This is a genomic window from Streptomyces carpinensis (assembly GCF_002154505.1).
GTDB lineage: Bacteria > Actinomycetota > Actinomycetes > Streptomycetales > Streptomycetaceae > Streptomyces > Streptomyces carpinensis.
Genome location: NZ_MUBM01000121.1, coordinates 1,985 through 21,244 on the forward strand (window position 1 = coordinate 1,985; position 19,260 = coordinate 21,244).

General features: G+C 71.6%; 18 protein-coding genes. 8 read left to right on the forward strand and 10 right to left on the reverse strand.

Going from position 1 to position 19,260, the window contains the following annotated elements:
* Window positions 1-82: 82 nt before the first annotated feature.
* Window positions 83-1,036 carry a GTPase Era gene (gene era / locus BZY54_RS17110; RefSeq protein WP_167414009.1) on the reverse strand — a complete coding sequence of 318 codons (954 nt, stop codon included), beginning with the start codon at window positions 1,034-1,036 and terminating at the stop codon, window positions 83-85.
* A gap of 178 nt (window positions 1,037-1,214) precedes the next feature.
* On the opposite strand from era, the gene BZY54_RS17115 reads away from it, so the two are divergent.
* Together BZY54_RS17115 and BZY54_RS17120 are read left to right on the forward strand one after the other, a co-directional pair.
* Complete coding sequence (locus tag BZY54_RS17115; protein ID WP_086726060.1) at window positions 1,215-2,546, forward strand: ammonium transporter; 1,332 nt, start codon at window positions 1,215-1,217, stop codon at window positions 2,544-2,546.
* Window positions 2,543-2,881, forward strand: a complete 339-nt coding sequence (locus BZY54_RS17120; RefSeq protein ID WP_086726061.1) for a P-II family nitrogen regulator — start codon at window positions 2,543-2,545, stop codon at window positions 2,879-2,881. The genes BZY54_RS17115 and BZY54_RS17120 overlap by 4 nt, the downstream gene beginning before the upstream one ends.
* A gap of 113 nt (window positions 2,882-2,994) precedes the next feature.
* Here BZY54_RS17120 and BZY54_RS17125 read toward each other — a convergent pair whose 3' ends face one another.
* Window positions 2,995-3,357 (reverse strand): cytidine/deoxycytidylate deaminase family protein, encoded by a 363-nt coding sequence (locus BZY54_RS17125; RefSeq protein WP_086726062.1) that lies wholly within the window; start codon window positions 3,355-3,357, stop codon window positions 2,995-2,997.
* A gap of 37 nt (window positions 3,358-3,394) precedes the next feature.
* Window positions 3,395-4,216, reverse strand: a complete 822-nt coding sequence (locus BZY54_RS17130) for a helix-turn-helix transcriptional regulator (RefSeq protein WP_244217201.1) — start codon at window positions 4,214-4,216, stop codon at window positions 3,395-3,397.
* A 148-nt stretch (window positions 4,217-4,364) separates the two neighbouring features.
* On the opposite strand from BZY54_RS17130, the gene BZY54_RS17135 reads away from it, so the two are divergent.
* Entirely contained in the window at window positions 4,365-5,783 is a 1,419-nt protein-coding gene (locus tag BZY54_RS17135; protein WP_086726063.1) for an MFS transporter, read from the forward strand.
* A gap of 32 nt (window positions 5,784-5,815) precedes the next feature.
* Here the strand turns inward: BZY54_RS17135 and BZY54_RS17140 are convergent, their stop codons facing one another.
* The 7 genes from BZY54_RS17140 to BZY54_RS17170 form a co-directional block, all read right to left on the reverse strand.
* Window positions 5,816-6,175 (reverse strand): MmcQ/YjbR family DNA-binding protein, encoded by a 360-nt coding sequence (locus tag BZY54_RS17140; protein WP_086726064.1) that lies wholly within the window; start codon window positions 6,173-6,175, stop codon window positions 5,816-5,818.
* On the reverse strand, window positions 6,172-7,488 hold the full coding sequence (locus BZY54_RS17145) for a hemolysin family protein (RefSeq protein WP_086726065.1): 1,317 nt from the start codon (window positions 7,486-7,488) through the stop codon (window positions 6,172-6,174). Before BZY54_RS17145 ends, BZY54_RS17140 begins: the two co-directional genes overlap by 4 nt.
* A gap of 7 nt (window positions 7,489-7,495) precedes the next feature.
* Window positions 7,496-7,993: an rRNA maturation RNase YbeY gene (gene ybeY, locus BZY54_RS17150; RefSeq protein ID WP_086726066.1), complete on the reverse strand. Its 498-nt coding sequence runs from the start codon at window positions 7,991-7,993 to the stop codon at window positions 7,496-7,498.
* A 12-nt stretch (window positions 7,994-8,005) separates the two neighbouring features.
* Entirely contained in the window at window positions 8,006-9,085 is a 1,080-nt protein-coding gene (locus BZY54_RS17155; protein WP_086726067.1) for a PhoH family protein, read from the reverse strand.
* Window positions 9,086-9,231: 146 nt separating this feature from the next.
* On the reverse strand, window positions 9,232-10,554 hold the full coding sequence (locus BZY54_RS17160; RefSeq protein WP_086726068.1) for a GH1 family beta-glucosidase: 1,323 nt from the start codon (window positions 10,552-10,554) through the stop codon (window positions 9,232-9,234).
* Between the two features lie 57 nt (window positions 10,555-10,611).
* Window positions 10,612-10,878, reverse strand: coding sequence for a protealysin inhibitor emfourin (locus BZY54_RS17165; protein WP_086726069.1), 267 nt, complete (start codon window positions 10,876-10,878; stop codon window positions 10,612-10,614).
* Between the two features lie 62 nt (window positions 10,879-10,940).
* Window positions 10,941-12,011 carry a M4 family metallopeptidase gene (locus BZY54_RS17170; RefSeq protein WP_086726070.1) on the reverse strand — a complete coding sequence of 357 codons (1,071 nt, stop codon included), beginning with the start codon at window positions 12,009-12,011 and terminating at the stop codon, window positions 10,941-10,943.
* Between the two features lie 381 nt (window positions 12,012-12,392).
* Here BZY54_RS17170 and leuA point away from each other — a divergent pair, with 381 nt between their 5' ends.
* From leuA to BZY54_RS17200, 5 genes are all read left to right on the forward strand, one after another.
* Window positions 12,393-14,114: a 2-isopropylmalate synthase gene (gene leuA / locus BZY54_RS17180; protein WP_086726071.1), complete on the forward strand. Its 1,722-nt coding sequence runs from the start codon at window positions 12,393-12,395 to the stop codon at window positions 14,112-14,114.
* A 184-nt stretch (window positions 14,115-14,298) separates the two neighbouring features.
* On the forward strand, window positions 14,299-14,997 hold the full coding sequence (locus BZY54_RS17185; protein ID WP_086726072.1) for a TerB family tellurite resistance protein: 699 nt from the start codon (window positions 14,299-14,301) through the stop codon (window positions 14,995-14,997).
* A gap of 152 nt (window positions 14,998-15,149) precedes the next feature.
* Window positions 15,150-17,240: an MMPL family transporter gene (locus BZY54_RS17190; protein ID WP_086726073.1), complete on the forward strand. Its 2,091-nt coding sequence runs from the start codon at window positions 15,150-15,152 to the stop codon at window positions 17,238-17,240.
* A gap of 54 nt (window positions 17,241-17,294) precedes the next feature.
* Entirely contained in the window at window positions 17,295-18,509 is a 1,215-nt protein-coding gene (locus tag BZY54_RS17195; protein ID WP_086726074.1) for a sensor histidine kinase, read from the forward strand.
* The gene (locus BZY54_RS17200; protein WP_086726075.1) at window positions 18,506-19,171 is read left to right on the forward strand and encodes a response regulator transcription factor; all 666 of its coding nucleotides are present in this window, start codon (window positions 18,506-18,508) and stop codon (window positions 19,169-19,171) included. The genes BZY54_RS17195 and BZY54_RS17200 overlap by 4 nt, the downstream gene beginning before the upstream one ends.
* Window positions 19,172-19,260 lie beyond the last annotated feature (89 nt).

Sequence of the window (19,260 nt, forward strand, 5' to 3'; positions counted from 1 at the left end):
GACGCGCTGCAAAACCGGGGGTGCGTGGGGCGCAGCCCCCGCAGGGGACCCGAGCCGGGCGGGTCAGTGGGCGAGGCCCCCCTCAGAAGCCGAGCCGCCGCAGCTGCTTGGGGTCCCGCTGCCAGTCCTTCGCCACCTTCACGTGCAGGTCCAGGAAGACCGGCGTGCCGAGCAGCGCCTCGATGTGCTTGCGGGACTTGATGCCGACCTCCTTCAGGCGCTTGCCCTTGGGGCCGATGATGATGCCCTTCTGGCTCGGGCGTTCGATGAAGACGTTGGCGTGGATGTCCAGCAGCGGCTTGTCCGCCGGGCGGTCCTCGCGCGGCAGCATCTCCTCGACCACCACCGCGATGGAGTGCGGCAGCTCGTCGCGGACGCCCTCCAGGGCCGCCTCGCGGATGAGTTCCGCGATCATGACCTGCTCGGGCTCGTCGGTGAGGTCGCCCTCGGGGTAGAGGGCCGGGCCCTCGGGCAGCATCGGGATCAGCAGGTCCGCCAGTAGGTCGACCTGCTTGTTCGCGGTCGCCGACACCGGGACGATCTGCGCCCACTCGATGCCCAGCTCCTTGCCCAGCTGGTCGATCGCGATGAGCTGCTCGGCCAGGGTCTTGGAGTCGACGAGGTCGGTCTTGGTGACGATGGCTACCTTCGGGGACTTCTTGATCCCCGCCAGTTCCTTGGCGATGAAACGGTCGCCGGGACCGATCTTCTCGTTCGCCGGCAGGCAGAAGCCGATCACGTCGACCTCGGCCCACGTCGTCCGCACGACGTCGTTGAGCCGCTCGCCCAGCAGCGTGCGCGGCTTGTGCAGCCCCGGGGTGTCCACCAGGATCAGCTGGGCGTCCGGCCGGTGCACGATCCCGCGCACCGTGTGCCGCGTCGTCTGCGGCTGGTTGGCGGTGATCGCCACCTTCTGCCCGACCAGAGCGTTCGTGAGGGTGGACTTGCCCGCGTTGGGGCGGCCCACGAAGCAGGCGAAGCCGGCGCGGTGGACGGACTCGGCCGGCTGCTCGGATGACTGGCTACGAACGCTCATGGCGCCCATTGTCCCTGATCGACAGGGCCCCGCCGCACGCCCGCACCGCGACCCCGCCACGGTGAGGTCCCGGAAACGCCCGCGCAACACGAAACGCCACGGAAACACACCCGTACGCGACCGGAAACGCACACCGGTGACCCTCGGACGAGCCCCCCACTGCGAGGAGACACCGCCCGTGGAGTCCGTTACTCCGGCCGCGGCCCACACCGCGCACATCGACACCGGCGACACCGCCTGGCTGCTCGCCGCCACCGCTCTCGTCCTGCTGATGACTCCGGGCCTCGCCCTGTTCTACGGCGGCATGGTGCGCACGAAGAGCGTGCTCAACATGCTCATGATGAGCTTCGTGTCGATCGCCCTGGTCACGGTGGTCTGGCTGGCCTGCGGCTACTCCCTCGCCTTCGGCGGCGACGTGGCGGACGGCCTCATCGGCGGCCTGCACCAGGCCGGTCTGGCCGGTCTCGGCCCGTCGAGCGTGCACGGAACCGTGCCCACCCTCCTGTTCGCCACCTTCCAGCTCACCTTCGCGATCATCACCGCGGCGCTGATCAGCGGCGCGATCGCGGACCGGGCGAAGTTCGGCGCCTGGCTGGTCTTCGTGCCCGTATGGGCGCTGCTCGTATACGTCCCCGTCGCCCACTGGGTGTGGGGCCCGGGCGGCTGGATCGGCCATGACCTGGGCGCCCTGGACTTCGCCGGCGGCCTGCCCGTCGAGATCACCTCGGGCGCCTCCGGCCTCGCGCTCTGCCTGGTCCTCGGCCCGCGACTGGGCTTCAAGAAGGACGCCATGCGCCCGCACAACCTGCCCATGGTGATGCTCGGCGCCGGCCTGCTCTGGTTCGGCTGGTTCGGCTTCAACGCCGGCTCCGCGATGGGCGCGACCGGCCTCGCCGCCGCCGCCTTCCTCAACACCCTCGCCGCCGGCTGCACGGGTCTGCTCGGCTGGCTCTTCGTGGAGCACCGGCGGGACGGCCATCCGACGACGCTGGGCGCCGCCTCCGGAGCGGTCGCCGGCCTGGTCGCGATCACCCCGTCCTGCGGCACCGTCTCCCTGCTCGGCGCGCTGGTCGTGGGTCTGGCCGCGGGCGTCGTCTGCTCCTACGCGGTGAGCTGGAAGTTCAGGCTCGACTACGACGACTCCCTCGACGTCGTCGGCGTCCACCTGGTCGGCGGAGTCATCGGCACCCTGCTCATCGGCCTGTTCGCCGAGAAGGCGATGACCGGTGGCCCCGAGGGCCTCCTGTACGGCGGCGGGCTCGCCCCGCTCGGCAGGCAGCTGCTGGCCGTGGCGGCCGTGGCGGTGTACGCCTTCGCCGCGACGTACGGCCTCGGCAGGCTGCTCGACAAGGTGATGGGGCTGCGCGCGGGCGAGGAGCAGGAGCACACCGGCCTGGACCTTACGGTGCACGCCGAGACCGCCTACGATCACGGGGTCCTGGGGCACGGCGCCCCGGTCGGCGCGTCCCCCTTCGTCCCCACCGCGCAGAAGGTCCACACCCAGGCATGAAGCTCATCACCGCGATCATCAAGCCGCACCGCCTCGACGAGGTCAAGACCGCGCTCCAGGAGATGGGCGTGGACGGTCTGACCGTGACCGAGGCCAGCGGCTACGGCCGCCAGCGCGGCCATACGGAGGTGTACCGCGGCGCCGAGTACCGGGTCGACCTCGTGCCCAAGGTCCGCATCGACGTGGTCGTCGAGGACGCCGACGCGGAGGCGGTCATCGACGCGGTGGTACGGGCCGCGCAGACCGGGAAGATCGGCGACGGCAAGGTGTGGGCCGTGCCCGTCGAGACCGTCGTACGCGTCCGGACGGGCGAACGCGGCCCGGACGCGCTGTAGCCCCCACCGGGCACGGACGCGCTTCGGCCCGGACCGGCTGAGTCGTGCCGGGGCGCACCGGGCTTGCCCCGGGTCTCGGTCCGCCGGTCCGCCCCGCCGTCCCGTAGCGCTCCCTACTCCGCCGGGCCCGCCGGCTGGGTCAGCCGGACCGTGCCGTCCGGTCCGGCCAGCAGCACCGGCGTCTGCGGGCCGCCCAGGTCGCCCACCGCGGCCCGGTCCTCGGGCGCGATGCCCTCCGCCTCGCTGACCACCGCCGCGGCCTCCAGCGACGTCGCGCCGGAGGCCACCGCCATGGCCACCGCCGTCTGCAGGGCGCTCAGCTTCAGCGAGGCGAGGTGCACCGACCCGGCGGCGTACGTACGGCCCGTCTCGTCGCGTACGGCCGCGCCCTCCGGCACGCCGTTGCGGGCCCGTACCGAACGGGCCAGGGTGACGATCTTGCGGTCCTCGGGGTCGAGCCCGTTGCTGTCGGTCATGATCCGAGCATACGGAGCGGCACCGCGACCACCCCGGTCACCCCGCCACCGGATACATCGCACCGCGCCGGCCCTCGGGAGAGGCCAGCCACTCCAGCTTCGCCGCGGTGTTCGCCTCGTCCAGCGGCGTGTGCAGCACCACCGTCAGATCGGGCCGGGCCGGCACCTTCAGCGCCGTCGACTCCACGCACAGCAGCCCCACCAGCGGATGGTCGAGCTCCTTGCGGATCTGCCCGGCGTCCTCGATGTCCCGCTCCTCCCACAGCGCCGTGAACTCCTCGCTGGCCGCCGTCACCTGGGCCAGGACGGCCTCGTAGCCCTCGTCGTCGGGACGGGCCGCGCACGCCGCCCGGAACTGCGCCACGACCGTACGCGCGTTGCGTTCCCAGCTCTTGCTGCGGGAGCGGTACAGCGGATCGGCGAAGAAGTCGACGAGACAGTTCTGGGTGTTCTCCGACCGCATCCCCAGCACCACCGCGGCGGCGTCGTTGTACATCACGCAGTTGTAGTACATGTCCATGATGTGCGCCGGATACGGCATCCACGTGTCGATCAGCCGCCGCAGCCCGTCGCACATGTCCCGCTTCTCCGGCGCCACTTCGGGCGCGGGCGGGTTCAGCCCGGCGAGCACGTACAGATGGCGGCGCTCGACGTCGCTGAGCCGGAGCACCCGGGCCACGGAGTCCAGGACCTGCGGGGAGACGGAGATGTCACGTCCCTGCTCCAGCCACTGGTACCAGGAGGCACCCACCCCGGCGAGCACCGCGACCTCCTCGCGCCGCAATCCGGGCGTCCGGCGCCGGGGGCCGCCGTCCGGCAGTCCGGCCTCGGCCGGGGTCACCCGGGCCCGTCTGCTCATCAGGAACTCGCGCAGTTCGCGCAGCCGCTGACTCTTGTGCGTGTCCGTGTCAGGCACGTACGGATCCCCCTCGCAGTGTCTGGTGGTGCCACCACCACCATAAGTTCCGACTCCCCACGGTTGTTCCGGTCGCCCGAGGCTGAGGGCCATGGCGATCGACACCACCACCTCATCCACCACCCCCGTCCGCGAACCGCTCGACGACCCACGGCTGTCGACCCGCGACAAGCTGGTCCTCTTCGTCCTGTGCGCCGCCCAGTTCATGGTCGCCCTGGACTTCTCCGTGCTGAACGTGGCCCTGCCTCGGCTGGGCACGGACCTCGGCATGAGCCGGTCCGCGCTGCAGTGGGCGGTCACCGCGTTCGCGCTGCCCTCGGGCGGTTTCCTGCTGCTGTTCGGCCGCGTCGGCGACCTGTACGGCCGCCGGAAGCTGTTCCTGACCGGACTGGCCCTGTTCGGCGCCGCCTCGCTGCTGGCCACCCTGGCCTGGGACCCGGCGTCCTTCCTCACCGGCCGGGCCCTGCAGGGCCTGGGCGCGGCGGCGATCGTGCCGACCGGCATGTCCCTGCTGACCACCACCTTCCCCGAGGGCCCGGCCCGCGACCGCGCCCTCGGCATCTCCGGCACCCTGCTGTCGCTGGGCTTCACCGTCGGCATGGTCGCGGGCGGCGTCCTCACCGACGCCCTCGGCTGGCGCTCCACGATGGCGCTGCTGTCGGTCTTCGCGCTGATCGTCCTGCCACTGGCCCCCCGCCTGCTGCCCGAGTCCCGCACCCCGGAACGCCCCCGCCTGGACGTCCCCGGCGCGGTCACCGTCACCACCGGCCTGCTGTCGCTGATCTACGCCCTGTCCACCGCCGCCGACCACGGCTTCGGCCGGGCCGACGTCATCACCACGCTGATCGCGGGCGTCGCCCTGCTGGCCGCGTTCGCGGTCGTCGAGTCCCGCACGCAGGCGCCGCTGGTCTCCCTGCCCATGCTGCGCCGCCGCACGGTGGCCTGGGGCAACCTGGGCGGTCTGGTCACCTTCTCGATGATGTCGACGGTGATCTTCGTCCTGACCCTCTACCTGCAGGAGACCCTTCACCTGTCGGCCTTCGAGACCGGCCTGGTCTTCGGCGTCCAGGGTGTGCTGTCGGCGGTCGCGGGCAGCTACGCGGCGAAGGTCATCGGCCGGTTCGGCGCCCGCCGCACCCTCGTCGGCTCGCTCGCCGGACAGGGCGCGCTGATCGCCGCGCTGCTCGGCCTGAACGCCCACACCTGGTCGGTCTGGCTCGCCACGACCGCCGTCTCACTGGCCAGCATGTGCCACCTCGGCGCGATCATCTCCTACGGACTGACCGTCACCTCGGGCGTACCCGACGAGGAGCAGGGCCTGGCCACCGGTCTGGTCACCTCCACCCAGCAGGTCGGGATCACCGTCGGCATCCCGCTGCTCGGCGTCCTGGCCACCACCTCCGGCGACCTCCTGTCGGGCGTGCACACCGTGCTGGCCCTGGACGCGGCGATCGTCCTCGCGGCGGCCGTCCTGGTCGGCCTGGGACTGCGGATCCGTCGGACGGCCTAGGACGGGCCCCAGGGCCGACCAAGGACGGGCACCTATGGCCGGTCGAGGCGCAGCCGTTCGGCACGCGGCAGGCCGGCCACCACCAGGTCGTAGGAGTCCTCCACCAGCTCCCGGACCAACCGGTCCGGGAGCCCGCCGTCGACCGTGACCGTGTTCCAGTGGCGCTTGTTCATGTGCCACCCGGGGACGACGAGCCCCGGGTGCTCGCCCCGCAGACGCACGGCGTCCTCGGGGTCGCACTTGAGGTTGACGGTCAGCGGCTCGGCGCCCAGTGCGGACAGGGCGAACAGCTTGCCCCGGACCTTGAAGACGGAGGTCTCCGGGCCGAACGGGAAGTCCTCCACGGCGGCGTTGAAGGACAGGCAGAGACTGCGCAGTTCCTGCGGGGTCACTCCGGCTTCGTCTCCTCGTCCCCGGGGGAGCCGGCCGGGGCCACCGGCACCGGCTCCACCAGCACCGTCAGGATCTTGTTCCGGCGCCCCGCCGCGGCCTCCGCCGTCAGCCGCAGTTCCCGGCCGTCGGGCAGCTCCACCACGGACGACGCCCCGGCGATGGGCACCCGGCCGAGCGCCTTGGCGAGCAGCCCGCCGACCGTCTCCACGTCCTCGTCGTCGTACTCCTCCAGGCCGTACAGCTCGCCCAGGTCGGTGATGTCCAGCCGGGCGGTCACCCGGTAGCGGTCCTCGCCGAGGTCCTCCACCGGCGGCAGCTCACGGTCGTACTCGTCGGTGATCTCGCCGACGATCTCCTCGAGGATGTCCTCGATGGTGACGATGCCGGCCGTGCCGCCGTACTCGTCGATGACGACGGCGACGTGGTTGCGCTCCTTCTGCATCTCGCGCAGCAGGTCACCGGCGTTCTTCGTGTCCGGCACGAAGACGGCCGGGCGCATCGCGGTGGACACCAGGTCGCTCTCGGCGTCCCGGCTGATGTGGGTGCGGCGGGCCAGGTCCTTCAGGTAGACCATCCCGACGATGTCGTCCTCGCTCTCGCCGGTGACCGGGATGCGCGAGAAACCGGAGCGCAGCGCCAGCGTGAGCGCCTGGCGGATGGTCTTGTACCGCTCGATGACGACCAGGTCGGTACGCGGCACCATGACCTCCCGCACCAGCGTGTCGCCCAGCTCGAAGACGGAGTGCACCATCCGGCGCTCCTCGTCCTCGATCAGGGACTCCTGCTCGGCCAGGTCCACCAGCGCCCGCAGCTCCGCCTCGGAGGCGAACGGGCCGCGGCGGAAACCCTTGCCGGGCGTGAGCGCGTTGCCGATGAGGATCAGCAGCGACGGGATCGGCCCCATGATCCGCGCGAGCGGGACGAGCACGTACGCCGCCACGGTCGCCGTGTTCAGCGGATGCTGCCGGCCGATGGTGCGCGGGGAGACCCCGACGGCGACGTACGACACGAGCACCATGACCGCGATCGCGACCACCAGCGCCTCGCCCGTGCTCGCGAACGCCTCCAGGCACGCGTACGTCACCAGCGCGGCCGCCGCCATCTCGCACGCCACCCGCACCAGCAGCGCCACGTTCAGGTAGCGGGTCGGGTCGGCGGCCACCTGGGCCAGCTTGGCGGCGCCCCGGCGGCCGGACTTCACGGCCTCCTCGGCCCGGAAGCTGGACACCCGGGCGAGGCCCGCCTCCGCGCAGGCGGCTAGCCAGGCGACGACGATCAGCGCGATCGCGCCGACGACGATCTGTGGACTCATCGGCGGTTTACGAGACCGTCGGCGCCGGGGAAGGCCCGGTCAGGCCCTGCTCCGCCCGCCAGCCGTCCACGATCGCCGCCTGAAGGCCGAACATCTCGGTCTTCTCGTCCGGTTCCTCGTGGTCGTAGCCGAGCAGGTGCAGCACACCGTGGACGGTGAGCAGCTGGAGTTCCTCGTCCATGGAGTGCCGCGTCGCGGCCTCCGCGCCCTGCTTCGCGGCCACCTCCGGGCACAGCACGATGTCACCCAGCAGGCCCTGCGGGGGCTCGTCGTCGTCCTTGCCCGGCGGACGCAGCTCGTCCATCGGAAAGGACATGACATCCGTCGGCCCCGGCAGGTCCATCCACTGGACGTGCAGCTGCTCCATGGCGTCGGCGTCCACGACGATCACCGAGAGCTCGGAGAGCGGGTGGATGCGCATCCGCGCGAGTGCGTAGCGGGCGATGTCGAGGATCGCCTGCTCGTCGACCTCGGTTCCGGACTCGTTGTTGACGTCGATCGACATGGTCGTGCTGGTCTACTTCCCCTTGTGCCCGTGCCCGGGCCTGCCGTGTCCGCCGGACTTTGGCGCGCCGTTCTCGGTGCCGTACCTGCTGTCGTACTTCTCGTACGCGTCGACGATACGGCCCACCAGCTTGTGCCGTACGACGTCGTGCGACGACAGCCGGGAGAAGTGGACGTCCTCGACGCCCTCCAGGATCTCCTGCACCTGCCGCAGACCGCTCTTCGTGCCGTTCGGCAGGTCCACCTGCGTCACGTCACCCGTGATGACGATCTTCGAGTCGAACCCGAGGCGGGTGAGGAACATCTTCATCTGCTCGGGGCTCGTGTTCTGCGCCTCGTCCAGGATGATGAAGGCGTCGTTGAGCGTCCGGCCGCGCATGTACGCCAGCGGGGCCACCTCGATGGTGCCCGCCGCCATGAGCCGCGGAATGGAGTCCGGGTCGATCATGTCGTGCAGCGCGTCGTACAGCGGGCGCAGATAGGGGTCGATCTTCTCGTAGAGCGTGCCCGGGAGAAATCCGAGCCGCTCTCCGGCCTCGACCGCCGGACGGGTCAGGATGATGCGGTTGACCTGCTTGGACTGCAGGGCCTGCACCGCCTTGGCCATCGCCAGGTAGGTCTTGCCGGTACCGGCGGGGCCGATGCCGAAGACGACCGTGTGCTTGTCGATCGCGTCGACGTAGCGCTTCTGGTTGAGCGTCTTGGGGCGGATGGTGCGGCCACGCGAGGACAGGATGTTCTGCGTCAGGACCTCGGCCGGGGTCTCCTGGCCGTCGTTCTCCCCGTTCTCGCTCGCCTTGAGCATGGCGATCGAGCGTTCCACTGCGTCCTCCGTCATCGGCTGCCCGGTGCGGAGCACCAGCATCATCTCGTCGAACACGCGCTGGATCATGGCGACGTCCGCAGAGTCGCCGACCGCGCTGATCTCGTTGCCCCGGACGTGGATGTCGGCCCCCGGGAAGGCCTTCTCGATCACGCGCAGGAGGGAGTCGCCGGAACCCAGCACGGTCACCATGGGGTGCTGGGCGGGGACGGTGAACTGTGCTCTCGCCTGCCCCTGCGCAGGGGTGTTGGCTGCGGGTGTCTGAGTCATGGGCCGGCGCTGAAGGCCTGCGGTTCCTCCTCGTCACGGCCGCGTAGCTGAGGGCGGCCTCGCGCTTCCCAGGGTACGACGGGGGAGTGACAAGCCCGTAGGACTTTTCGGGGGCCCGCGAAAATGATCCCGGCGGCCGGTCCGGTTCATCGCTGGGCCCGCAGCACGTCCCGGAACCAGCGGTAGGAGGCCTTCGGCGTCCGCTGAAGCGTCTCGAAGTCGACGTGCACCAGTCCGAACCGGCGCGCGTACCCCTCCGCCCACTCGAAGTTGTCCAGCAGCGACCACACGAAGTAGCCGCGCACGTCCACGCCCGCCTCCACCGCCCGGTGCAGGGCGCGGATGTGGCCGTCGAGATAGGCGATGCGGTCCTGGTCGTCGAGCCCCTCGTAGGAGCAGCCGTTCTCCGTGATCACCACGGGCGGGAGCCGGTCGCCGTAGCGGTCGCGGAAGCCGGTCAGCAGCTCCGTCAGCCCCTCCGGGACCACCGGCCAGCCGAAGTCCGTGACCGGGCGGCCCTCGACCGGCCGGAGCGAGAAGGGGAGCCCGGCGGGGAGCGTCACGCCGCCGAACTCCGCCCCGGTGCCCTGCGGGGCGCCCACGCGGGTCGGGGCGTAGTAGTTGATGCCGTACCAGTCGACCGGCTCCGCGATCACGGAGAGATCGGACTCGACGTCCCCGGGCAGCAGCGCGTCGATGCCCTCCGGATACCGGCCCAGCAGCAGCGGGTCGGCGAACAGGCGGTTCAGCAGCACGTCGTAGAAGTCGGCCGCCTCGGTGTCCGCCGGCTCACCGGAGGCCGCCCAGGTCGGGCCGTGGGAGTTGGCGATGCCGATGTCCCCGGCCCCGGCCGCGCGCAGGGCCCGCACCGCCAGTCCGTGGGCGAGGAGCTGGTGGTGGGCGACGGGAAGCGCGTCGAAAAGCAGCCGCCTGCCCGGTGCGTGCACGCCCAGGGCGTGGCCCAGCAGCGTGTGCTCGGCCGGTTCGTTGAGCGTTATCCACTTCGTGACGCGGTCGCCCAGGCGGCCGGCGACCAGCGACACGTACTCCGCGAAGCACGATGCCGTGTCCCGCTCCAGCCAGTCCAGGCGCGCCGGAAGGTCCCAGTGGAAGAGGGTCGGGACGGGGCGTACGCCGGCCGCGCACAGCTCGTCGACGAGCCGGTCGTAGAAGTCGAGGCCGCCGGGGGAGTTCACCCGGGGCCAGGAGACCGAGAAACGGTAGGCGTCCACGCCGAGGCCGGCCAGCAGCGCCACGTCCTCGCGGTGGCGGTGGTAGTGGTCGCAGGCCACCGCCGCCGTCGAGCCGTCCCTGACCCGTCCCGGCTCGGCCGTGAAGGCGTCCCACACGGACGGCTCGCGCTCGTCGGCCGCCCCCTCGATCTGATGGGCCGAGGTGGACACACCCCACAGGAAGCCGTCCGGGAACCGGGGGATCGGTGCCGTTGCCGTGCCCGCGTCAGTCGCCATGCGACGGATCATCCGTACCTGCGGTAACAGAAGTCAACGCCCCTGCGCGGCCGCGTGTCACGCCCCTTCCTCGAGCACTTTGGAGATCAGCTCGCGCTGGTCCGCCGACAGGCGGGGATCGGCCGCGTACACCGTCCTGCCGTCCACGGTGATCTCGTACCGGAAGCCGTCCGGCACCCCGGCCGGCGGCGTGTCCCGGCCGTCGGCCAGGGCCCTGACGGCCAGGGCCTGCCACTCGCGGGCATCGGGCCGCCCCGAGGTGTCCACCTCGGCGTGTCGCTCGATGCCCGCGAACCCGCCCGTGCGCCTCACCTGAATACGCATGGGTCCCTGTCTAGTACGGAATCGTCCCGAGCCACAGCGTCCGAGCCGCGGCCGCCCCGCCGCTACAGCGTCCGCACCCCGACCTGCTCCCAGGCCTTCTGCACGGCCTGGAGCTCGTTGCCGGCGCCGAAGCGGTCCCTGGCGGCCTTCACGGTGAGCGTCGCGAAGTCCGCGAAGAGCGCGTCGTCCTTGAGCTCACCGCCGGTCAGCACGTCGTACCAGACCTGCCCCGCCTTCTCCCAGGCGTGACCGCCGAGCGCGGTGGCGGCCAGGTAGAAGGCGTGGTTGGGGATGCCGGAGTTGATGTGCACGCCGCCGTTGTCGCTGCTGGTGCGGACGTAGTCCTCCATGGTGGCCGGCTGCGGGTCCTTGCCGAGCACGTCGTCGTCGTAAGCCGTGCCCGGTGCCTTCATGGAGCGCAGGGCGGTGCCGGTGACGCGCGGGGCGAGCAGGCCCGCGCCGATCAGCCAGTCGGCCTCGGCGGCGGTCTGGCCGAGCGTGAACTGCTTGATCAGCGAGCCGAAGACGTCGGACAGCGACTCGTTGAGCGCCCCCGACTGGCCGAAGTACTCCAGGTTGGCGGTGTGCTGGGTGACGCCGTGGGTCAGCTCGTGGCCGATGACGTCGACCGGGATGGTGAAGTCGAGGAAGATCTCGCCGTCGCCGTCGCCGAACACCATCTGCTCGCCGTTCCAGAAGGCGTTGTTGTACTTCTCGTCGTAGTGCACGGTCGCGTCCAGCGGCAGCCCGCTGCCGTCGATGGAGTCGCGGCCGTAGGCCTGGAGATACAGCTCGAAGGTGGCGCCGAGGCCGGAGTAGGCGCGGTTGACCGTGGCGTCGCCGGTGGGCTGCTGTCCCTCGCCGCGCACCTTGCGGCCGGGCAGGTCGGTGCCGTGGTGGGCGTCGTAGACGGTGCGGTGCGGATGCTCGGCCTGCTTGCCGGCGGGCGGGGCGACGGCGGGCGCGCCGACGACGGTGGTCAGCCGGCGGCGGGTGCGCTCCATGGCGTCGCGCTCCAGGCTGCGCCGCGCCGGTCCGGCGAGCGCTGGGTCCTCGTTGCGCGCGAGGCGGTCGAGGATGTGGGGCGGCACGATGGTGCAGAAGACGGGCTCGAAGCCCCCGTTGGTCATCATGCCTCGCACCATTGCACTCTGTTATACGGCTGTCACCACCCGCAACCATGATTGGTGAAATATCGGGGCAAGGGGATCGTCGCGCCGTCACCTGGTGGTAGGGGGCGCTGCACAGCGTGACCCGCCGACGGCCTCGTGGTGAGATGGCGCACTTTTTGTCCTTTTCGTCCCACCGGTTTCGCATACTGGAACAGGCCCGCGCAGTCGGCGCGGCTCGGCTAGGCTGCGGAGCATCATGCGTTTCGGGCTGCTTCTCCTTAGCTGCCGCGGCGAGGGCCTGTAGTCGAGGCCGACCCCCTCCCCGCGGAGTCTGGCGTTGCGCCGTCGGCCGCCCTTCCGGCACCGCACCGCCTGCGGACCATCCGAGGAGCCCACGCCACCATGGCCAACCGCCAGCAGCCCAGTTCCATGCCGATCCAGAAGTACGGCCGCTACGAGCAGGTCGACATCCCCGACCGCACCTGGCCGGAGCAGCGGATCACCACCGCCCCCCGCTGGCTCTCCACCGACCTGCGCGACGGCAACCAGGCCCTGATCGACCCGATGTCGCCCGCCCGCAAGCGCGCGATGTTCGACCTGCTGGTCAAGCTGGGCTACAAGGAGATCGAGGTCGGCTTCCCGGCCTCCGGGCAGACCGACTACGACTTCGTGCGCTCCATCATCGAGGAGGAGGGCGCGATCCCGGACGACGTCACGATCTCCGTGCTGACCCAGGCCCGCGAGGACCTGATCGAGCGGACCGTGGAGTCCCTCAAGGGCGCCAAGCGGGCCAACGTCCACCTGTACAACGCCACCGCCCCGGTCTTCCGTCGGGTCGTCTTCCGCGGCTCCAAGGACGACATCAAGCAGATCGCCGTGGACGGCACCCGTCTGGTGATGGAGTACGCGGAGAAGCTGCTGGGCCCCGAGACGGAGTTCGGCTACCAGTACAGCCCGGAGATCTTCACCGACACCGAGCTGGACTTCGCCCTGGAGGTCTGCGAGGCGGTCATGGACGTCTGGCAGCCCGGCCCGGGCCGCGAGATCATCCTCAACCTGCCCGCGACCGTGGAGCGTTCGACCCCGTCCACGCACGCGGACCGCTTCGAGTGGATGCACCGCAACCTCTCGCGCCGCGAGTACGTCTGCCTGTCCGCCCACCCGCACAACGACCGCGGCACGGCGGTCGCGGCGGCCGAGCTGGCGGTCATGGCCGGCGCCGACCGCGTCGAGGGCTGCCTGTTCGGCCAGGGCGAGCGCACCGGCAACGTCGACCTGGTCACCCTGGGCATGAACCTGTTCTCGCAGGGCGTCGACCCGCAGATCGACTTCTCCGACATCGACGAGATCCGTCGCACGTGGGAGTACTGCAACCAGATGGAGGTCCACCCGCGCCACCCGTACGTGGGCGACCTGGTCTACACGTCCTTCTCCGGCTCCCACCAGGACGCCATCAAGAAGGGCTTCGACGCCATGGAGGCCGACGCGAAGGCGAAGGGCGTCACCGTCGACGACATCGAGTGGGCGGTGCCGTACCTGCCCATCGACCCCAAGGACGTCGGCCGCTCCTACGAGGCCGTCATCCGCGTCAACTCCCAGTCGGGCAAGGGCGGTATCTCCTACGTCCTGAAGAACGACCACAAGCTGGACCTGCCGCGCCGGATGCAGATCGAGTTCTCGAAGATCATCCAGGCGAAGACCGACGCCGAGGGCGGCGAGATCACGCCGAAGGAGATCTGGGCGGTCTTCCAGGACGAGTACCTGCCGAACCCGGACAACCCCTGGGGCCGTATCCAGGTCAAGACCGGCCAGTCGACCACCGACACCGACGGCGTGGACACCCTGACCGTCGAGGCGCAGGTGGACGGCGAGGACACCGTCCTGACCGGTTCCGGCAACGGCCCGATCTCGGCCTTCTTCGACGCCCTGCAGTCCATCGGCATCGACGTACGCCTGCTGGACTACCAGGAGCACACGATGAGCGAGGGCGCCTCCGCGCAGGCCGCCTCCTACATCGAATGCGCGATCGAGGACAAGGTCCTGTGGGGGATCGGCATCGATGCGAACACGACACGCGCGTCGCTGAAGGCGGTCGTCTCGGCCGTCAACCGAGCCACTCGCTGACCCCGCTGACCGGCACTTTCCGGGGCCCCGGCCACCTCTTGAGGCGGCCGGGGCCCCTTTTTTCCACGGTCGTTTACCGGCCAGGTCACGAACAGGTCTCGTCCGGGGTACTGACTCAGCCTCACCGATGTGGCTAACATCACGCCCACGCGGCGATGTTGCCGCGTGGTTACGGAGGTGCGACGTGCTGCCAGTACGGGGACGAAACGGCCGTGCCACCAGGCTTGCCCGGATGCTGGGCACCCGTACCTCGTGGACACCCGTCGGCGACGGCGAGTTCTTCTGCCCCGGCTGCGGCGGGGACCGCAACTACCAGCGGATGAGCGGCCGACGGCGCTTCACCGTCCTCGGCGTGCCCCTGCTGCCGCGCGGGGCGGCCGGGCCGGTCGTGGAGTGCGCGGCCTGCGGCGGCCACTTCGGCACCGACACCCTGGACCACCCGACGACCTCCCGCTTCTCCGCGATGCTCCGTGACGCGGTGCACACCGTCGCCCTCGCGGTGCTGTCCGCGGGCGGCGCCTCCTCGCGCACGGCCCTGGAGACCGCCGCGGCCGCCGTCCGCGCGGCCGGCTTCGCCGACTGCACCGAGGAGCAGCTGGCCGCCCTGGTCGAGGCGCTGGCCGCCGACACCGGCCGGGTGTACGAGGGCGAGCCGTGCGTGGCGGGCCTGGCCATAGAGCTGCACGAGGCCCTGGACCCGCTGGCCCCGCACCTCGCCGCCGCCGGCCGCGAGTCGATCCTCCTCCAGGCCGCCCGCATCGCCCTGGCCGACGGCCCCTACACCCCCGCCGAACGCGACACCCTCGCCACCGTCGGCGCGGCCCTGACCATCTGCGCGGACGACGTGACCCGCCTGCTGGCGGCCGCGCGTACACCGTCCTGACACCTCCCGGTACTCCCGGGGGAGTAGTCCGCCCGTCCGGCCGCCTGGCGCAGTACGCCGGAACTCGCCCTCCCGCGCGACGAAACGCGCCCGCCGCGCCGGGAGTCTGGAGACCGCATCCAGACACCCGCGCCGGAGGGAGGGCCCGTCTCATGGGGGCCGGAGGAACGACACGTACACGACGACGCGCCATCCCCTGGCTGCTGCTCGCGCTATGGATCGGCGTGCTGGCTCTCGCCTCGCCGTTCGCCTCGAAACTCGCCGACGTGCAGCACGACCGGGTGACCGACTACCTGCCCGCGAGCGCCGACTCCACCCAGGTGGCCAGGATCCAGGACCGGCTGCCGGGCGGCCAGGCGACCGAACTGGTCCTCGTCTACCACCGGGACTCGGGCCTGACGGCGGCGGACCGGGCGACGGCGGCACGGCAGGTGGCGGCGATCGGCCGGCAGCACGAGCTGACCGGGACACCGCGGTCCGTGCCGTCCAGGGACGGCACGACCCTGATGTACCCGGTCACCAGTAACGAGCCCGGCACCGACGAGAAGAAGCGCGACGCCTTCGTCGACGACGTCCGCGGCGTCGCCCACGACCAGGGCGGACTCACCGTCCAGGTCGGCGGACCGGGCGCCATGGCCACCGACGCGGCGGACGTCTACAACGCGCTCGGCGGACCGCTGCTCTACACCACCGTCGCGGTCGTCGCCGTCCTGCTCATCCTCATCTACCGCAGCCCGCTGCTGTGGCTGGTCCCGCTCGCCGTCGTCGGGATGGCCGACTACCTGTCCACCGGCGTCGCCTACGGCCTCAACCAGGCCTTCGGCACCACCGTCTCCGGACAGAGCACCGGCATCATGACCGTCCTCGTCTTCGGCGCCGGCACCGACTACGCCCTGCTGCTCGTCTCCCGCTACCGCGAGGAACTGCGGCGCCACGAGCGGCCGTACGACGCCATGCGCGCCGCCCTGCGCGGATGCGGGCCCGCCGTGCTCGCCTCCTCCGGCACGGTGGCGGCGGGCCTGCTGTGCCTGCTCGCCGCCGACCTCAACTCAAGCCGCGGCATGGGGCCGTTGGGTACGGTCGGCGTGCTGTGCGCGGTGGTCGCGATGCTGACGCTGCTGCCCGCACTGCTGGTCCTGCTGGGCCGACGGGTGTTCTGGCCGCTCGTGCCCGCCTACGGCAGTACGCCCAAGGCCCGCCGGTCGCTGTTCGCTGCGATGGGCAACTCCGCCGGGCGCCGCCCGCTGACCGTCCTCGCCTCCGGGGCCGTCCTGCTCGGCGCGCTCGCCCTCGGCGCCCTCAACCTGCCCGGCGCCATCAAGCAGCAGGACGCCTTCGTCGACAAGCCGGAGTCCGTCGCCGCGCTGGAGACCCTCGCCAAGGCCTACCCCGAGCGGTCCGCACAGCCCATCGACGTCATCACCCCGACCGACCGGGCCGAGGCGACCCTGGCCACCGTCCGCGGCGCGCACGGCGTCGCCGGCGCCCAGCCGGGCCGTAGCGGCGGTGGATGGACCGAGATCTCCGTGATCGCCTCCGCCCCGCCCCAGACCGCCGGCGAGACCGCCACCATCAAGGAACTGCGGCACGAGCTGACCGGCTCCTACGTCGGCGGGCCCAGCGCCCAGCAGATCGACCTGGAGGACACCAACTCCCGCGACCGGCTCATCGTCATCCCGATCGTCCTCGTCTCCGTCCTGCTGATCCTGATCGCCCTGCTGCGCTCCCTCGTCGCGCCGCTGATCCTGGTTGCCGCCGTCGTCGCGGTCTGGGGCGCCGCGCTCGGCATCGGCGGTCTGGTGTTCGGCCCGCTGTTCGGCTTCGAGGGTACCGACCCCGGACTCGGGCTGCTGTCCTTCGTCTTCCTGGTCGCCCTCGGCGTCGACTACGGCATCTTCCTCATGCACCGCATGCGGGAGGAATCGCTGCGGAGCATCGAAGGACACGGCACGCCACCGGCCTCCGCCGCACTGACCGCGCTGCGCACCACCGGCGGGGTCATCGCCTCCGCCGGGCTCGTCCTCGCCGCCACCTTCGCGGTGCTGACGAACATGGGGCTCGTCCAGCTCGTCGAACTAGGCTTCGTCATCGCCGTCGGCGTGCTCCTGGACACCTTCCTGGTCCGCACCTACCTGGTGACCAGCGCGAGCGTGGCACTGGGCCGGAAGGTCTGGTGGCCGGGGCGGCTGTCGCGCACACCCGACCCCGCGCCCCCGGCCCGCGAGCCGGAGCCCGTGAGCTGAGGAGCCGGCGCCCCTCCCGGCCGGAGGGGCGCCCGCCTACCGGAAGATGGACCCGTGCAGGCAACCACGACAGCGCCCCGCCCCCGTCGGGGCGAGCGAATCATGGCGGCGATCAACCGCGATCCGCTGACCGCCCCACACCGCACCCGCAACGACGCGTTGCTCGCGGCCGGACTCGCCGCGCTCGCCACCCTGATCGCGCTCCTAGGCGACGAGCGGCGCACCCCCGACGCGCTCGGCTGGGTGCTGCTGTTCGCCGTCCAGGTGCCACTCGTGTGGCGGCGCAGCCGCCCGGTCCTGGTCCTGGCCGCGGTGGCGGCCTGCGCGATGCCCTACCACGCGCTCGACTACAACCACGTCGCCCCCGCCCCCGCCTCGTACGTCGCGATCTACACGGTCGCCACCACCGGCCGCCCGCTGCGCACGGTGCTGACCGGCATGGGCGTCGTCACCCTCGCCACGAGCGTGATGCTCACCGTCAACCACCATCAGGGCGTCGAACTGCTGCGCATCTCCGGCTGGATCGTCGCCGTGCTCTTCTTCGGCGTCGACGTCCGCTACTACCGCCAGTACGTCGCCGCCATCGTCGAGCGCGCCGAGCGCGCCGAACGCACCCGCGAGCAGGAGGCCCGCCGCCGTGTCGCGGAGGAGCGCCTGCGCATCGCCCGCGACCTGCACGACCTGCTCGCCCACAGCATCACCCTCATCGGCGTGCAGACCTCCGTGGCCGCGCACGTCCTCACCGCCGACTCCGGCCGCCTCGACCGCGCCGCCGTCGCCAAGGCCCTCGACGACATCGCGGAGACCTGCCGGACGGCGCGCGGTGAGCTGCGCACGACGCTGGAGGTACTGCGGGAACAGGGCGGCCCCGACGCACGCGGCCCGCTGCCCGGACTGCACGGCGTCGCCCACCTGGCGGAGACCGCCCGGATGTCCGGAGCGAAGGTGGAGCTGTCCATGCGGGCCGGCGACGTCCCGCCCGCCGTCGGCGCCGCCGTGTACCGCATCGTGCAGGAGGCGCTCACGAACGCCGTGCGGCACGCCGGGCCCGAACCGGCCGTCGGCGTCGACCTGTACGCAGAGGACGGCGCCCTGCGCCTGTCCGTCACCGACGACGGCGCCGGGCCCGACCCCGGGACCAGCCAGGGCTTCGGGCTCGTCGGCATGCGAGAGCGGGCCCGCAGCGTGGGCGGGACGCTCGACGCGGGCCCCCGTGCCGGCGGGGGCTTCGAGGTGACCGCCGTACTGCCCCTGGAAGGAACCCGGTGAGCGCCGTCCGCGTGCTGCTCGCGGACGACCAGACCCTGGTCAGAGCCGCCTTCGCCATGCTCGTCGAGTCGTCGGGCGACATGGAGGTCGTCGGGCAGGCCGGCACCGGGCGTGAGGCCGTCGCGCTGGCCCGCAGCTCGCGCGCCGACCTCGTGGTGATGGACATCCGCATGCCCGACCTCGACGGCATCGAGGCCACCCGGCTCATCGCCGCCGACGAGGAGCTGGCCGGGGTGAAGGTGCTCGTCCTCACCACCTACGACACCGACGAGAACATCGTGGAGGCGCTGCGCGCCGGCGCCTCCGGCTTCCTGGTGAAGGACACCCGGCCCGCCGAACTCCTCGACGCGATCCGCACGGTGGCCGCCGGCGACTCCCTGCTCTCGCCGGGCCCGACGGCCCGCCTGATCGCCCGCTTCCTGCGCAGCCCCGCGACACCGGCCACGGGCGGCCCCGACTGCCTCTCCGACCGGGAGCGCGAGGTGCTGACCCTGGTCGCCCGTGGCCTGAACAACGCCGAGATCGGCGAGGCACTGGCGCTCAGCCCGCTCACCGCGAAGACCCACGTCAGCCGGATCATGGGGAAGCTGGGAGCACGGGACCGGGCGCAACTGGTCATCGTGGCCTACGAGTCGGGACTGGTGTCGCCGGGGAACACGTGACGGACCGGGGCGGCGTCCCGCACCCGCGGGGCCCCACGGCCGGCGGACGCGCCGTGGGTGTCCGGGGCCCGGGACCCGGGTAGGAATGG

What these genes read in the sequence shown, in the direction of transcription:
- era (WP_167414009.1), bottom strand. Translation starts at nt 1,036, where the DNA reads ATGAGCGTTCGTAGCCAGTCATCCGAGCAGCCGGCCGAGTCCGTCCAC.
- BZY54_RS17120 (WP_086726061.1), top strand. Translation starts at nt 2,543, where the DNA reads ATGAAGCTCATCACCGCGATCATCAAGCCGCACCGCCTCGACGAGGTC.
- BZY54_RS17125 (WP_086726062.1), bottom strand. Translation starts at nt 3,357, where the DNA reads ATGACCGACAGCAACGGGCTCGACCCCGAGGACCGCAAGATCGTCACC.
- BZY54_RS17130 (WP_244217201.1), bottom strand. Translation starts at nt 4,216, where the DNA reads ATGAGCAGACGGGCCCGGGTGACCCCGGCCGAGGCCGGACTGCCGGAC.
- BZY54_RS17135 (WP_086726063.1), top strand. Translation starts at nt 4,365, where the DNA reads ATGGCGATCGACACCACCACCTCATCCACCACCCCCGTCCGCGAACCG.
- BZY54_RS17145 (WP_086726065.1), bottom strand. Translation starts at nt 7,488, where the DNA reads ATGAGTCCACAGATCGTCGTCGGCGCGATCGCGCTGATCGTCGTCGCC.
- ybeY (WP_086726066.1), bottom strand. Translation starts at nt 7,993, where the DNA reads ATGTCGATCGACGTCAACAACGAGTCCGGAACCGAGGTCGACGAGCAG.
- BZY54_RS17155 (WP_086726067.1), bottom strand. Translation starts at nt 9,085, where the DNA reads ATGACTCAGACACCCGCAGCCAACACCCCTGCGCAGGGGCAGGCGAGA.
- BZY54_RS17160 (WP_086726068.1), bottom strand. Translation starts at nt 10,554, where the DNA reads ATGGCGACTGACGCGGGCACGGCAACGGCACCGATCCCCCGGTTCCCG.
- BZY54_RS17165 (WP_086726069.1), bottom strand. Translation starts at nt 10,878, where the DNA reads ATGCGTATTCAGGTGAGGCGCACGGGCGGGTTCGCGGGCATCGAGCGA.
- BZY54_RS17170 (WP_086726070.1), bottom strand. Translation starts at nt 12,011, where the DNA reads ATGATGACCAACGGGGGCTTCGAGCCCGTCTTCTGCACCATCGTGCCG.
- leuA (WP_086726071.1), top strand. Translation starts at nt 12,393, where the DNA reads ATGGCCAACCGCCAGCAGCCCAGTTCCATGCCGATCCAGAAGTACGGC.
- BZY54_RS17190 (WP_086726073.1), top strand. Translation starts at nt 15,150, where the DNA reads ATGGGGGCCGGAGGAACGACACGTACACGACGACGCGCCATCCCCTGG.